The sequence below is a fragment of the Pseudoalteromonas sp. SR44-2 genome (genome assembly GCF_014163745.1).
Lineage (GTDB): Bacteria > Pseudomonadota > Gammaproteobacteria > Enterobacterales > Alteromonadaceae > Pseudoalteromonas > Pseudoalteromonas distincta.
In genome coordinates this window covers 14179-29651 of sequence record NZ_JACJDW010000011.1, presented here as the reverse complement: position 1 = coordinate 29651, position 15473 = coordinate 14179, and the positions used below count along the sequence as shown (strand labels likewise).

Annotated in this window: 8 protein-coding genes and 1 pseudogene; 5 read left to right on the top strand and 4 right to left on the bottom strand. The window is 37.2% G+C overall.

Annotated elements, in window-relative coordinates; all coding sequences use genetic code 11:
- Positions 1-16: 16 nt before the first annotated feature.
- From H5115_RS08720 to H5115_RS08710, 3 genes are all read right to left on the bottom strand, one after another.
- Positions 17-1156, bottom strand: coding sequence for a DUF547 domain-containing protein (locus H5115_RS08720; protein WP_182754811.1), 1140 nt, complete (start codon positions 1154-1156; stop codon positions 17-19).
- Between the two features lie 63 nt (positions 1157-1219).
- Complete coding sequence (locus H5115_RS08715) at positions 1220-3016, bottom strand: putative 2OG-Fe(II) oxygenase (protein WP_182754809.1); 1797 nt, start codon at positions 3014-3016, stop codon at positions 1220-1222.
- 63 nt (positions 3017-3079) lie between these two features.
- Positions 3080-4243, bottom strand: a complete 1164-nt coding sequence (locus H5115_RS08710) for a DUF547 domain-containing protein (protein WP_182754807.1) — start codon at positions 4241-4243, stop codon at positions 3080-3082.
- Between the two features lie 313 nt (positions 4244-4556).
- On the opposite strand from H5115_RS08710, the gene H5115_RS08705 reads away from it, so the two are divergent.
- From H5115_RS08705 to H5115_RS08685, 5 genes and pseudogenes are all read left to right on the top strand, one after another.
- Entirely contained in the window at positions 4557-7379 is a 2823-nt protein-coding gene (locus H5115_RS08705; RefSeq protein ID WP_182754805.1) for a TonB-dependent receptor domain-containing protein, read from the top strand.
- Positions 7380-7853: 474 nt separating this feature from the next.
- Positions 7854-8156 (top strand): H-NS family nucleoid-associated regulatory protein, encoded by a 303-nt coding sequence (locus tag H5115_RS08700; RefSeq protein WP_002958250.1) that lies wholly within the window; start codon positions 7854-7856, stop codon positions 8154-8156.
- 499 nt (positions 8157-8655) lie between these two features.
- Positions 8656-9817: pseudogene (locus H5115_RS08695) on the top strand (IS3 family transposase).
- Positions 9818-10132: 315 nt separating this feature from the next.
- Positions 10133-13054: a TonB-dependent receptor domain-containing protein gene (locus H5115_RS08690; protein WP_182754803.1), complete on the top strand. Its 2922-nt coding sequence runs from the start codon at positions 10133-10135 to the stop codon at positions 13052-13054.
- 151 nt (positions 13055-13205) lie between these two features.
- Positions 13206-14957 (top strand): DEAD/DEAH box helicase, encoded by a 1752-nt coding sequence (locus tag H5115_RS08685; RefSeq protein ID WP_182754801.1) that lies wholly within the window; start codon positions 13206-13208, stop codon positions 14955-14957.
- Positions 14958-15001: 44 nt separating this feature from the next.
- Here the strand turns inward: H5115_RS08685 and H5115_RS08680 are convergent, their stop codons facing one another.
- A complete protein-coding gene (locus H5115_RS08680; protein WP_182754799.1) occupies positions 15002-15337 on the bottom strand; it encodes a ribonuclease E inhibitor RraB in 336 nt (111 codons plus the stop codon).
- Positions 15338-15473 lie beyond the last annotated feature (136 nt).

Here is a 15473-nt window from a genome sequence, read left to right as displayed (position 1 = left end):
GCTGAATACAATTTAATTATTTAGTGGGTAAGTCTTTTATTTTAACACTACTACTATTAATTTTTTTCTTGAGACGAAGCTTATTAATTTTGTCTAATACTGCAGGTGAAAAGCGAGATTGAGAGCTAACTTTAGAGGATAACATATCGCTTAGGAAGCTAAGGTTCATAGCGCCTGCACCAGGCACGTTACTATTGGCTGCTACGGCATTGAGTAAGGCCGCTTTGTTGGTGGCATTACCCTCACCAAATGAGCGCTCAGTGCCGTATATGTCGGTTACATTCCAGTCCTCAATAGCTAGAATTAATTCTTCCGAATCTTCTACTTGTGAGTTAATAGAAGAATCAGAATAGTTTAAAATATGCTTTAGTAGATCGTTCTCAAAGTCAGGAAATAAAGTTTTTGCTTGATCATAAAAAATAGAAACGCTTAGACGATTTCTTTTAACTTGAACGCCTCGGTTGGAGTTTACAAACTCTTCAGCATTACCTGAAAGTTGTTGATATACCTTATCAGCTGTGTAAGCTTCGTTACGTAAATTCGGACTTCCGATTATCCCTTGATAGAAGCCATACATTACTATTTTCTTATTCCCAAATTTCTTAAAAACGATATCATGTTGAATATTATTAAGTGACAAGGTATGACCTGAAACATTTATAAATTTATCGTTTAGTATTGAGTTTTCACCTTCGAGTAATTTTTTTGCATTTCTAACTGGGTAATGTTCAATTAACTTTTCAATAATGGCTGTATTATATAAGTTTAGCCAATAAGCTAATTGCTCATCTAAGGTTAATGCGTTTAAAGGGACTTCTTCAGGTACTTTTTCTAGGCTTTGGCGAATTACTTTAAAACCTAGCTTAATATCCGATTTTACAACTTCTTCGAAATAAAAGCGGTTAGCCTCTAAAGCCGTATCTCTGTCTTTATTAGATCGTAACCTTGTGCCATTACCTACTATTGGTTTTAGAATAGTCCTATCAGATAAACCCATGTCAATAACGGTTAACTCTAGAAGTTGGTCTAGGTCTTCATAAGATATGCTTATATCCCTATTTAAGCCAAAATCTGAAAACTCTTTGGGTAAAGAGAATTCTTCAGCTTTCACTGGAATAAAAACAATAGCGATTATAAGTAGCAAGCATTTTATCATGATCAATCCTTTGTTTTTGTTTGTTTGTTTTTATAGCACTAGTTTGAATTTCAATCAACTAGATTAACCAATTGGCATAATATCGCTAGGTATTGTTAAGCGAGGTCTATCGCTTTTAAGCTCATTTGTGCCATGCCAAATATAGCTAGGAAAAATGATAATTTGTCCACTTTCAGGGCATATCTCGCGATCTATTGATTCTCTTTTTCCTAGGTCAAGGCATGTTTCTCCTAACTTTAACCATCCATTTTTAAGTGGATCATTTTTACTCATTTCATCAGGTATAGAAATATAGCTGGGTGCTGACAACCAACCGTGAGGATGAATATGATTGGCATGATATCCTCCATTTTCTAGTTTTACTGACCAGCTGCCTTTGGCAGTAAAGTTTAGGCTATTTCTTGCCGTTAATGGGTGCATACTATCTGCTGGTAAATCATTTAAGTAAGTAGATATACATGACTCCATTGACTGCTTAAATAATGAGAGTAACGTATTTGAGCGATAGAGTAAGTGTCCTTCAGTTTGACTTCCTCTTCGAACACTTTGATCAAGCGGGTCTTGTTCTTTAGTGTGTAAAGTAAGTAATAGTTCCTTGAGTTCCTTCCCAAAAGAGTCAAACGACTTGTAGCCTTTAGGCGTAGGTAGAGCCATTGTTTTAACAAACATATCGTAATTAGTTAACCAATGATATTTATCGTCTTTAGCTAAGCGCCAAGCTGTGGATAAATAAGCCCAGATTTCTTGATTAAAAGGGTTGTGTTTAACTGCAGTGTTTAAGTGCAGTATTGCTTTTTTATATTCAAAATTTTCAATACAGTAGTTTGCCAAATCTACACTATATCTTGCTGATTGGGGAGCCTGTGATACAAGCTCATCTAATATAATGAATGCTTTATCACTTTGCCCATGCTTACCTAAAATGATGCCATGAGCATGTTTTATGTCTAAGTTATCAGGGAAGAGCCTAATTGCTTGTGAAGATACATCAAGGGCTTGATTAAAATCTTTAAAATGTAAAAGCTGAGCTAGTTGTGATTGAACTAGTTGTGGGTTTTTAGCATGCTTTAAGAATGTACTATTGTAGGAGCTCATAAGGGCTGATTTGTTTGCACGATCCCAGTATAATTTATTTAAACACTCATGCGCAGGTATATAGTTAGGAGCCTGTTCAAGACATCGTTTTAAATACTGCTCACAGAGCTCAAACTTTAGTAAATCATAGTAAGTACAGCCAATCAAAAAGTTAACCTCGGGGCTATACTTGTTCTGCTTATCGCTTAGCATTAAAAATATATCTAAAGCATTGTCGAATTTACCCATATTGCGAAAATTACAAGCACGTTTATATTTAAATAAAAATTGATTTTTTAAATCGGCAGGTAAAGAGAGGTAATAGCTTTCAACTAATTCTAAGTCACCCAAACGTTCTAGTAATTCAAGCTTTAACCAGTGATATCTCTCTTTTAAGGTTTCATCAGATACGGTTTTAGAAAGTTCCTTTTTTGCTTGTAACAACTGGTTGGTTTTGATCAAGCTTTCTATAAAATTCAGAGATACCTTTTCGCTTTGTGCCAAATACCTTGTGTTTTTTAAAAAGTTTAAACATAACGAATGTTTAGCAGTTCTGCACAGCAAGTTTGTATAGTTTTCAATTAGAGGGAGGGATGAAGGAAACTTATTTACTGCGTAAGAATATGTTTGTTCGGCATTTTCATTTTGGTTAAGTGCGCTATATGTAGCGGCAAGTAAAATATACCAATCAACAGTTTTAATATCACATTTGTTTAAAAAAAGAATAGCTTGGTTATATTGGCGTGAATTATAAGCAGCGAGCGCAGAGTTAAGAAAGTTAGACATAAAACACCCTATTTTTCGTACCATGTTAACAGGGTGTTTTTTAAAGTTAAATAATAAAATTTATTAAAGGTCTTTTATTTTTACAAAGCCACTATTATCAGTTTCTTTTAGCTTGAGAGCTCTAATTTTTTCGAGCATTTCTGGAGAAAAGCGGCCAAAGTCCATCGTTTTCTCCGAAATAGAATTAGATAAAAAGCTTATGTTAACAGCACCTAGTCCTGAACCTGCGCCATCAGCTCCTATTGGTTTTGATGAGTTATTTGCAACAGCATTGAGCATGGCTGCAGGGTTTGTTGACGCTGCGCCACCAAACTTTCGCTCTGTGCCATAAATATCAGTGATTCTCCAATCTTCGATACCTATTTTAAAGCTCTTAGCATATTTTATATCAGAGCTCATTGGCGGGTTTGCATAGTCTTTTAGGTGCTCTCGTAAATCTTTCTCGAAGTTTTCGAATAATGGTTTAACTTGCTCATAGTACTTAGAGGCATAAAGGCGATTTTTTCGCTTGATACTAGTTCCTCTATTTGAATTGACGAATTCTTCAGCGTTTTCAACTAATTGATGATAAACCTTGTTTCCTTTATATGCTTCGGCACGAATGTTAGGACTTCCTATATTTCCTTGATAAAACCCATACATAACTATTGGTTTTTTTATACCAAACTTTTTAAAAACAATATTTTGTTGTATGTCGTTTAAAGAAAGTTTATGGCCAGCAACATTTAAAAACTCATCCTTTAAAATTGAATTGCTGCCAAAGAGTAAATCTTCTGTATCGCGAATAGGATAGTGTGTGATTAGTTTTTCTAACATGGCTGTATTGTAAAGGTTTAACCAATAAGCAAGTTGCTCATCAAGGCTGAGTTCGTTAAGTGAGATTTCATTTGGCAGACTTTCTAGGCTAACTCTGATCTTATAAAAACCGTCTTTAATCTCTGATTTTGTTACTTCTTCAAAGAAGAAACGATTTGCTTCTAATGCTGTGTCGTTATTTTTATGCGACTTCATTCTTGTACCGATGGAGGCTTGAGAATTTAGTTTGGAACGATCTGATGCTCCAGTATCAATTACAGTAAAACTTAGAAGAGTATCTAAGTCATCATATGAGACAGTAATATCTCTATTTAAACTAAAATCTGAAAATTCTTCCGGAAGTTCTTTTAAGTCAGCGAAAGCCGAGAATGAGATAGTGAGTATTAAAATACATACGAGGTGAGTTTTCATAGCAATTCCTTTGTTTGTTAGGAACACCATAATCTACAAATGTTAATTCACTTTCAAGTTTTGCTTACATTTAATTTCATTTATTAGCATGGCTCCAAAAAGTGGAATATTGCTCTTTAGTTAATGGTGATAATATCGCAATGTGTTAGTTTTTTGTTTCTTTAAGTTGTTGTAAATTAATGTGTTTTTTCGTTGTCAAAGTGTTGACCTTTTGCTCGAGTTGGGCCTACTATTCAAACCGAAATAGGTACTGTGATTAATTGCAGACCGTTTTGAAAACAAAATAATTAAAAAATATTCTAGGGAGAATCCAATGTTAAAGAATCAAGTTTCAAAAGCTGTTCGCTTAGCGATAGCTTTTGGTGCTGCATCTACAGCTGTATTTTCTGCAAACTCAATGGCTGCTGATGAAGGCGTTGAAAAAGTAGAGCGTATTCAAGTTACCGGTTCACGAATTCGTTCAACCGACCTTGAGACGGCACAACCGATTCAGACAATTAGCCGTGAAGATATCGCAAATCAAGGTTTCACTTCAGTTATTGACCTTCTTGAAAATATGTCAGCGGCAGGTTCGCCGCCAATAAGTCGCTCAGAACCTCTTTCTTCTGGTGAGAATGTTGGTGGTAACTATGTGAATCTACGTAATTTAGGTACGGGTCGAACATTAGTACTTATCAATGGTAAGCGCCTAGGTATTACTACCTCTGGCTACCAAGATTTATCAGCTATTCCTATGGGAATGGTTGAGCGTATTGACGTATTAAAAGACGGTGCATCAGCTATGTATGGCTCTGATGCTATGGCCGGTGTTGTAAATATAATCACTCGAAAAAATTTCGAAGGGCTTGAGTTTACCGTTTACGGTGGTGAGTACGACGAAGGCGATGGTGAAAAGAAAAATATTAGTATGGTTACCGGCATAACAGGCGCTCGTGGCTCTATAACTTTAGGCGCTGAGTGGCGTGATGAGGGTGATGTTTGGGCTAAAGATCGCGCATTCTCTGAGGTTTCATACCCAGGCTACGATATCACAAATAACCGTACTTTAGTTGGTCAATATGGCCGTTTTAACTATGATGATCAATGGTTTGTTGCCAAGCGTCCTGGTGATGCTTCTTCTATTGATGATTTCGAGCCTCAGACATATGAAAACGGTTCAAGTGTTGCACAACAACAAATGCATTTAGAAACTCCTATTAGCGCGCGCTCTATTTACATTAGTTCAAACTACGCACTAACCGATGATATTAACTTTAGTAGTGATATTGGTTACAGTGAACGTGAGGCCACTAGACAAATTGCAGGTTACCCATACCAGTCAGCTGCTGATGGTATTGTACTTAGTGGAGATAGCCATTTTAACCCTGTTGGTGAAGATGTTTCATTTACTCGCCGTGGTTGGGAAGTTCCTCGTGTAACAGATAGTAACCAAGATACTTTACGTTTTACCGCTGCTCTTGAAGGTTCATTTGAAATAGCTGATCGTTATTTCGATTGGGATATTGGCGGAGTTTATAGTAAAAGTTCATCGCTTCAAGTTAGTAATGGTGATTTTTATAAGCCAGCAATTGAAGCCGCGACAGGTCCATCTTTTTTAAATGCATCAGGTCAAGTTCAATGTGGCACTGAAGCGAATCCTATCTCAACTGCAGAATGTACAGCTTGGAACCCATTAGCAGGCTTTGGTGCTGGTTCGGTAGAAAATTCATTAGCGGATCCTAATGTACAAGCCTTTTTGTACCCAACTCTTCACTATCGCGGTGAAACTAAAACAACAATGTATTTTGCTAACATTAGTGGTTTAATTACTGAGTTACCTGCAGGTGGTTTAACTTTCGCTTTAGGTGCTGAACACCGCGAAGAAACAGGGCAGTATACTCCTGATGCTCTTGCTCAATTAGGCGAAAGTACAACGCTTGCTTCAGGCCCAACAGGCGGTGAATACGATGTGACCGAAGCATATGGTGAATTAAATATTCCAATACTGTCAGATGTGGTAGGCGCAAAGTCGCTAAGCATTAACTTGGCAACTCGTTATTCTGACTACAGTACTTTTGGTGATACAACAAATAGTAAGGTGGGTATCGAATGGCGACCAGTTGATGATTTATTAGTTCGTAGTACTTGGTCAGAAGGCTTCCGTGCTCCTACAATAAATGATTTATACGGTGGTAGCTCTCAAACGTTTACCACAGGGTTTATAGATCCGTGTGATTCTGTTTATGGTACTGCTGCAGGTTCCGCTCGTTGTTTACAAGACGTTCCTGCAGATTACCGTCAATTACAACAAGGCTTTGTTCCCTCAACAGGTCCTGCATCTCAAACACCTGTTCCATTTAATAGTGGTTCAAATGAGTTTTTACAACCAGAAGAATCAGTTAGTAAAACAATTGGTTTTGTATATAACCCAAGCTACATTGAAAACTTAGATATCATTCTTGATTGGTGGAGTATCAAAATTACTGATACGGTCGTGTCTGATACACCTAATGATATTTTAAAAGATTGTTATATTGGTGGAGATGAGTCACGTTGTGCTATGTTCTCTCGTGATGCAAGTAACTCTATTGTAAATGATTTAACTTATGGTACTCGTAACGCAGGTTTTACTGAAACATCAGGTATTGACCTCGCTTTAGCTTATGCATTTGAAACTGAGTTTGGTGATTTTCGAGCTACAATGGATAGTACTTACCTAATTAAGTATGATTCAAAATCTTCAGATGAATTAACTGCTAAAGTTGAGTCTGATGTTGGGCATGAAGATGTCTTCAGAGTTCGTTCAAGTGTTGGGCTGAATTGGTCATATGGTGACTTTAGTGCTAACTGGGGTATACGTTACTTCTCATCAATGCGTGAAGATTGTTACTTTGACGACAGATGTAGTAATCCAGACTTTGAACGCGAGTGGACTAATGGCGTTGTTACACCTAAAAATAAAGTTGGTTCAACTACGTTCAATGATCTACAAGTAAGTTACAATACACCGTGGGAATCAACATTATCAGTTGGTGCAAACAATGTATTTGATAAGCAGGGTCCTCTAATGTATTCAGGTCCTAGTTCTGCTTATTCTTATTATGGTGGTTTTGATATTGGCCGCTTATTGTACTTCCGTTATACTCAGAGTTTTTAACTCTAAGTGCTAAATTGAAGGCTCAAAAAGCCCGTTAATACTTCAATAATGCCACTTGTATAAAATCAAGTGGCATTTTTTATGTCTGTTACTAAATCATACTCTACAGGCCATATTGTGCTATACCTAAGACTCTTTAGGATCCCTTCTAAAGCCGTTAGTGATATTTTTAAATTAGATGCCTACACTTCAATGATACAGCTAATTATAGCCTGCAAAGGAAATTACTTTTCGGAAATAAAGCTGGGAAATAAATTTACAGTATTTACTTGGATGAAGCACATTGTAATTAAATGAAGCTAGATAGAAGCTATTTCATTTATGGGCTTATAAAAAGTTTAATTAGCTAGATTTTATACAAAGATAGGTTTCTTTTACTCTTTATTTTTAGGTAAATAGTTTTCTTCGTAAAATAGCCTTATACTTAAAAAGAATATTTAAATAAATCCAATCATATAATTTAGCGAGATATAAATGAAAGAAGTCCGATCTTTTATTAAAACGGCATCATTAACAGAGCTTGAAAAGGCTCAACAGCTTATCAATGATGCAATTTCAAAATATACCCAGCAGCAAAAAGCGAAACAGGAAGTTTTGGATCTTTTAAAAGAAAAAGGACTTACGCTAGAAGATTTACAAGATGGAGCATCAGACAAGCGCACTAAAGTTAAGCCTAAGTACCGTATGGAACTCAATGGTGAGACTATTGAATGGACTGGCCGTGGCCGTCGTCCTAAAGCGTTTGAAGGTGTTGAGCTTGAAAAGTTTTTAGCTTAAAGCTAAATATAAGAGAAGCTTCGGCTTCTCTTTTCTGTTTACCCCTCAATAAAATATAATTATAGTCTAAATGTCATAGCAGTAATTTGCTAAAATCCCCTTAATTAAGCCTATTCTTTCCTCTTGGGCTATAAAAACTAAGACCTTACCGGTAAGAAGCGGTAGAGGGCATTGTTTTATAATTCAGCACAACATACAAAACGGCTGTTATAACCCCCCCCTCCTGGCGCGGATAAAAGTATTATTTGGATACCATCTTTCAAAAGCACTCGCCCCCTAATTTAATGCTAACTCAGATTGGTATTTATTTAGTTTTTTATTACACCAAAGCAAATTTGAATCAGCTTTCTCATCACAGCTCCTAAATCTTGCATCTTTGTTTTTCCTGCCGCGAAAAGTTACTCTTATTGTGCTTTTGTATCAGGGTTATGGTGTTGTGATTCAATAAAACCGGACACTAATTTAGGTGGTATTATTACCACTCAAACATAGGTGTTCTATGACAAAACAACGTCGCTCTTTTTCTCAAGAGTTTAAATTTGATTCAGCAAAATTAGTCCTTGATGATGGATACTCATTTCCAGAAGCTGCTCGTTCACTAGAAGTCGGTGAAACAGCCCTTCGACGTTGGGTTATGCAGTTACAAGAAGAGCGCGGTGGCACAACACCAAACTCCAAAGCGCTTACCCCTGAGCAGCAGAGAATTAAGGAATTTGAAGCTAAAGTTAATCGACTTGAAAGAGAAAAAACAATTCTAAAAAAGGCTACAGCTCTCTTAATGTCAGACGAGATGAACAATATTCGTTGATAGACCAATTAAGTGAGCATGAGTCTGTGGAAATGCTCTGTAGCGTCTTTAATGTTCCAAGTTCGAGCTTTTATGATTTTAAAAAGCGTGTAACATCGATAAAGCTTGAAGAGGTGCAACTTAGATCAACGATTAATGAGTTATTTTTACTCAGTCGTGAGTCAGCAGGTAGCCGCACGTTAGTAGCGATGCTGAATGACGTGGACTTACCGACAGGTGTGTTTAAGGTGGCCGTATCATGCGCGACATGGAGTTGGTATGTAAACAACCTGGACCTCATTCATATAAGTTGGCGACTGTGGAGCGGCCAGACATTCCAAACATACTTAATCGTGAGTTTGACGTTGATAGCCCAAACCAAGTTTGGTGTGGGGGTATTACCTATATTTGGACGGGTAATAACTGGTCTTATCTGGCTGTTATTATCGACTTGTTTACTCGTCGCGTAGTTAGCTGGGCATTGTCAGATAAGCCTGATACTGAATTGGTTATTAAAGCATTAGACAGAGCCTACGAGTAACGAGGCGAGCCATCTGAATTGATGTTTCACTCAGATCAAGGAAGCCAATACGGCGCAAAGAGGTTTCAGCAGAGGCTATGGCGTTACCGGATAAAATAAAGTATGAGCCGCCGAGGTAATTGTTGGGATAATGCGCCGATGGAGCGCCTATTTAGAAGTTTAAAAACAGAATGGGTTCCCTTATTAGGTTATAGTAATTACCAAGAAGCTGAAAAAGATATTAGCAATTATTTGATGAATTATTATAACTGGCGCAGGCCACATAGCCATAATCAAATGGTTGCCCCTGCTGTAGCTGAAGAAAAACTTAATTCACTGTCCGGAATTAGTTGACCACAACAATTCAAAGCTTCAAGATACAAGTGGTCAACTAAATTTAGCTACAGTTTTATGACTAGTGCATAACCTCCACCCCAAAATAAATTTAAGTTAATGAGTGAGATGCTTATTGTTTACTTTTTGCGTATTAAAAATAAAAAATAAAAAGGGAATGTAAATATTTGTAAACCAGAGCGCTTACTATGTTATTGGTTTGTTGACCTCGTGGTCCCGATAAGATTATTATTCAGAAAGAATCGAGTATTACATTGAAAAGTAGGTCTCGTTGTGAAAAACAAAACAATAATATAGTATTCTAGGGAGAATCAAATGTTAAACAATAAAATCTCAAAGGCAGTTCGCTTAGCGATTGCTTTTGGTACAGCATCAACGGCTGTTTTCGCTGCAAATTCACTTGCGGCAGAAGAAGGCGTTGAAAAAGTAGAACGCATTCAAGTAACTGGTTCACGCATAAGTAAAGCCAGCCTTTCTCAACCAGCTCCTATTGTTACTATTTCAGCAGAAGATATTGCAAAAGCAGGTACTCCTGATTTAGGAAGCATCTTAGCGGAATTGCCTGCAATTGGTTCTACCGACACATTAGTTGGAAATAATAATAGTAACGAAGCTGCTGGCGTAAGCTCTGCAGATTTAAGGCGTTTAGGAGCAGCAAGAACATTGGTTCTTGTTAATGGTAAGCGCCATGTAGCTGGAGCACCAGGTTCGTCACAAGTAGATTTAAATGCAATTCCTTCAGCCTTGATTGAGAGAATTGAAATCATTACAGGTGGTGCTTCTGCTATCTATGGTTCAGACGCTGTTTCAGGTGTTGTGAATGTTATTTTAAAAGAGAGTTTTGATGGTCTTCAATTCAATGCATCTGTTGGTAATTCAACAGAAGGTGTAGGAACACAAAACCATAGCTTTAGTATTGTTGCCGGTACTGAAATTGCTGGTGGCAAAGGTAATATTACATTCTTTGCTGGTAAAGACAGAGTTAGACAGGTTCTAGGTACTGATTTACGTCAAGCTAATGCCTATGGCACAGTTGATAATCCATTAGACACAGGTGAAAATGACGGTATTCCAGACCGTATAACAGTTCCAAATGTATTGTCAGAGAGAATTAGTGATAATGGTGTTATCAATCCATTTGGAGCGGATGGAAGTATTTATACATTTAATGATATGGGTATTGCTGAGCTTATGCCTGCTAGAGAGGCTAGTGGTAGTTTTGCTTTTGGTAATTTTCCTGATGGTTGTGAATTCTGTGCGAATACCCAAGAATATGAGAATTTATTACCTGAGCTAGAAAAAATTACAATTGGTTCTACCCTAAACTTTAACATTACAGATGATCACGCATTTTATAGCGATTTTAAGTTTATTCGTTCTGACATTGAACAGCAATTTCAACCTTCTTTCCGATTTGGCAACATTAATATAAATGTTGAAGATAATCCTTATTTAGACAGAGACCTACGCCAGCAATTATTAGATGAAGGCACTAGCAATATCTCTATGGCTAAATTCTTTGGCGAGCTTGGAAATCGAAGCGCAGATAACAAACGTGAATTATTCCGAATTGTTACAGGATTTAAAGGGTTGTTTACTTTAAGCGAAACGGATTTTGACTATGATTTTTATTATGTTTATGGTCAAACCGATAACCGCCGTAAAACACTTAACGATCTTATTCCTAGCAACTTAACAGCTGCACTTGACGCTGTAATAGACCCTGCTACCGGTGAAGTTGCATGTAGAAGTCAGGTTGAAAGTTTGCAAGGAGAGGGCTATACAGACCCTGCAGGTGTAAACCCTAGTGCTTGTACGCCATACAATGCATTTGGTTTCGGTCAAGCATCCGATGCGGCAAAAGATTATGTCTCAGCGGACGTTACTCGTACAGATAAAATCACACAAGAATTTATTGGTGGTAGTGTAACTTTTGATACAGGTGAATTTTTTGAGCTACAAGGTGGTGCAGTTGGTTTTGCAGCAGGTTTTGAGTACAGAGAAGAAACTTCTGAAAGTATAACAGATGAGTTTACTAAGGCTGGCTTTTTAACAAGTGCCGCCACTCCGGATGCATATGGTGAGTTTGATGTAACAGAAGGGTTTATTGAAGTAAACTTACCTTTGTTAACCGATGTCGACTTTGCAAAAGAGCTTAGTCTTGACGCTGCTTATAGAACAGCCGATTACTCTCATGCCGGCAATGCTGATGCTTGGAAAGTAGGTCTTTTATATCGCCCAATCGATGACGTTCGTATACGTGGTACATATGGTCAAGCAGTGAGAGCACCAAATATTACAGAAGCCTTTGATCCACAGTCACCTGGCTTTGGTCGTGTTGCTGATCCTTGTGATGCAGACAATATTGATGATAACCCAAATCGTGCTTCTAACTGTGCTGCACTAGGTATTCCAGCTGATTTCCAAGCAAATGATAACGTTAGCGTAGACGTTATTAGTGGTGGTAATCCAGACTTAGAGTCAGAAACATCAACTTCACTTACGGCGGGTGTTGTATGGACTCCAAGCTTCTTTGAAAATTTCTCTGTTACAGTTGATTACTATGATATTGAAATAGAAGATGCAATCTCGTTCATTGCAACACAAAGTATTGCAGATAACTGTGTTGATGCTGCTGGTGGACCAGACCAGTCATTTTGTTCTCAGATAGACCGTGATCCAACAACAAACGATGTTACTTTGGTTCGCTCTGGTTACTTAAACGCCGCAGCGACAACTACTCGTGGTATTGAAGCTGATTTTGATTACAACATGAATTTGGCTGATTATTCTTTAGAAGGGGACTTAAAACTTAATCTTTTCGTAAATCATCTTATTGAGCTTGAAGATTTCGAATTTCAAAGTCGTCCAGATAAAGTAAATGTAGAAAATGGTGAAGTGGGTGATCCAGAGTGGCAAGCTAGGTTCTCTGCAGTTTACAAGTACAATGATTTAGTAGTTAACTGGACTTCACGTTATATAGACCGTTCTGCTAGGTTTGATCTATCTCCAGAAGGCGATATTGAAGAAGATCTTAAACCAGGTTATGTAGGTTCAATCATAACGCATGATATTTCTGCAAACTATCATGTATTTGATAACACGCGTGTAGGTTTTGGTATTCGTAACCTTATGGATAAATTACCGCCAGCTTATATTTCAGCTAGCGGTGGAGATGAAGCGATTTATGATGCTGTAGGTAGACGTTTCTTCGCTAACCTAAGCGTTGAATTTTAATTAATGAGTTAACTTATTTCTTAAAAAATAAACCCTATAAATAATTTTTATAGGGTTTTTTCCATCAAATTCCTATTTAAATAAAATTAAAGTTTAAAACTCCTAGCCATTGTTTGCTAAAATCCCTTTATTAAAATCTATTTGTTCCCCCATGAGCTATAAACTAAGACCTTACCAGCAAGAAGCCGTAGAACGCACCGTTTTACACTTTAGAAAGAGTAATGATCCTGCCGTTATTGTACTACCAACCGGCGCAGGTAAGAGTTTGGTGATTGCTGAACTTGCGCGTATAGCTAAGCAAAAAATATTAGTGCTTGCTCATGTAAAAGAGCTGGTAGAGCAAAATTCGCAAAAATATAAAAGTTTTGGTTTAGAGGCGAGTATATTTTCAGCAGGCTTAAAAGAAAAATCATTAAACCATCAAGTAACCTTTGCCAGTGTGCAATCACTTTCTCGTAATTTAAATAAATTAAATGAGCATTATTCATTACTTATTATTGATGAATGCCACAGGGTAAATGGGGATAAAAAAAGTCAGTACGGTAAAGTAATAAACAGTTTAAAAGAGTATAACCCTCAGTTAAAAGTATTGGGTTTAACAGCAACACCTTATCGGTTAGGAATGGGGTGGATATACCACCACCATTATCATGGTTTTGTTAAGGGTACTCAAGAAAGTCCGTTTAAAAGTTGTATTTTTGAATTGCCGCTCAGGTATATGATCAAACATAATTATTTAACGCCCCCTAACGAAGTTGATGCAGCAATTAGCCATTATGATTTTTCGTCCTTAGATAGCAATGCATTTGGGCAATATACGACTGATGACATGAATGCGCTTTTAAAAAACAGTGAGCGCGCAACGCAGGCTATATTACAGCAAGTAATTCAATACAGTGAAGAGCGCGAAGGGGTTATGGTTTTTGCCGCTACGGTAATGCATGCTCAGGAAATATTAAGCTACCTACCAGCTCATCAAAGTGCACTTATAACAGGGGATACGCCAAACACTGAGCGCGATAAAATCATTAAGCAATTTAAAGCTAAGCAATTAAAGTATTTAGTTAATATTTCGGTACTAACAACCGGCTTTGATGCGCCACATGTCGACTTTATAGCTATTTTAAGACCTACAGAATCAGTTAGTTTATATCAACAAATTGTGGGGCGAGGTTTAAGGTTATCTGAATCAAAAACGGATTGCTTAGTAATAGATTATGCTGGCAATGGTTTTAATTTATTTCACCCAGAAGTAGGTGATAAAAAAGGCGATAGTGATAATGAACCTGTGCAGGTACTTTGCCCTGGTTGTGGGTTTGCGAATATATTTTGGGGTAAAACAGACTCCACTGGCAAAGTAATAGAGCACTTTGGCAGGCGTTGCCAAGGCCTGTTAGAAGATGATGATGGGCATAAAGAGCAGTGCGATTATCGTTTTAGGTTTAAAGAATGTGAGCAGTGCGGTGCCCAAAATGATATTGCTGCACGACAATGCCATGATTGCGGCGCGGTAATGGCCGACCCTGATGATAAGTTACGTAATGCATTAAACTTAAAAGATGCACTTGTGCTTCGATGTAGTGGGTTATCGGTTACTCAAATTAAAGATGAACTTATTAAAGTAACGTATTTTGATGAAGATGGCGCAAGTTGCGATGAGGTATATAATCTCGCAAATAAAGGCGGGCAATTTATATTTAATAAGCAATTTGGTCTACGAGTAGGACTTGGACAAACACCTATTAATTTTAAAAATGCAGCGCAAGTACTAAGCGCACAATTTGAATTAGTACCACCAGATTTTGTTATTGCACGAAAAAGCAAAAAGTATGGTTGGAAAGTGGCTGATAAGCTATTTGACTATAAAGGCAATTTTAGGAAGGCAAATCAGTTAAGCCGCTAAGCTTAACTGATAGAGGACATTGAACTAATACAATTAAAAGGCAATTAAGCTTCGTCACCGTCCATTAATCCCCAGCCGTCACCGTATCCATTAAAGCTATTAGCAATGCTTTCAATGTATTGCTCAGCTTGGCCTAAAAGGGTGTGCTCTGGCACCATTTGTACTTGAGTGATTACTTCCCATACGCCAGTGTCTTTACATTTTTCAAGTTCAGCCTTTTGAACTAATGCATCAGAGACTATTTCTTTAGCAAATTTTTCAGCATCGGCTTCTTCTTCAAATAAAATAAAAAAATCGACTTGGTGCATTTTATTTAAATCAATGCCAGCAGCGGCTATTTCGGCTAAAAGTTGGCCGTTATCATCATCAGGGAATTGCATTAAAAACTCATTTAAAATTAATTTTTTATTCGTAGGCACTATTGTAACTAAAATATTGTCTTAACGCGTACTAATTTTAATTATGCTGATACTTATTCAAAGTTAAATTTACGCGTTAGATTGTCATTAAGTTAAT

What these genes read in the sequence shown, in the direction of transcription:
- H5115_RS08720 (WP_182754811.1), bottom strand. Translation starts at nt 1,156, where the DNA reads ATGATAAAATGCTTGCTACTTATAATCGCTATTGTTTTTATTCCAGTG.
- H5115_RS08715 (WP_182754809.1), bottom strand. Translation starts at nt 3,016, where the DNA reads ATGTCTAACTTTCTTAACTCTGCGCTCGCTGCTTATAATTCACGCCAA.
- H5115_RS08710 (WP_182754807.1), bottom strand. Translation starts at nt 4,243, where the DNA reads ATGAAAACTCACCTCGTATGTATTTTAATACTCACTATCTCATTCTCG.
- H5115_RS08705 (WP_182754805.1), top strand. Translation starts at nt 4,557, where the DNA reads ATGTTAAAGAATCAAGTTTCAAAAGCTGTTCGCTTAGCGATAGCTTTT.
- H5115_RS08700 (WP_002958250.1), top strand. Translation starts at nt 7,854, where the DNA reads ATGAAAGAAGTCCGATCTTTTATTAAAACGGCATCATTAACAGAGCTT.
- H5115_RS08690 (WP_182754803.1), top strand. Translation starts at nt 10,133, where the DNA reads ATGTTAAACAATAAAATCTCAAAGGCAGTTCGCTTAGCGATTGCTTTT.
- H5115_RS08685 (WP_182754801.1), top strand. Translation starts at nt 13,206, where the DNA reads ATGAGCTATAAACTAAGACCTTACCAGCAAGAAGCCGTAGAACGCACC.
- H5115_RS08680 (WP_182754799.1), bottom strand. Translation starts at nt 15,337, where the DNA reads ATGCAATTCCCTGATGATGATAACGGCCAACTTTTAGCCGAAATAGCC.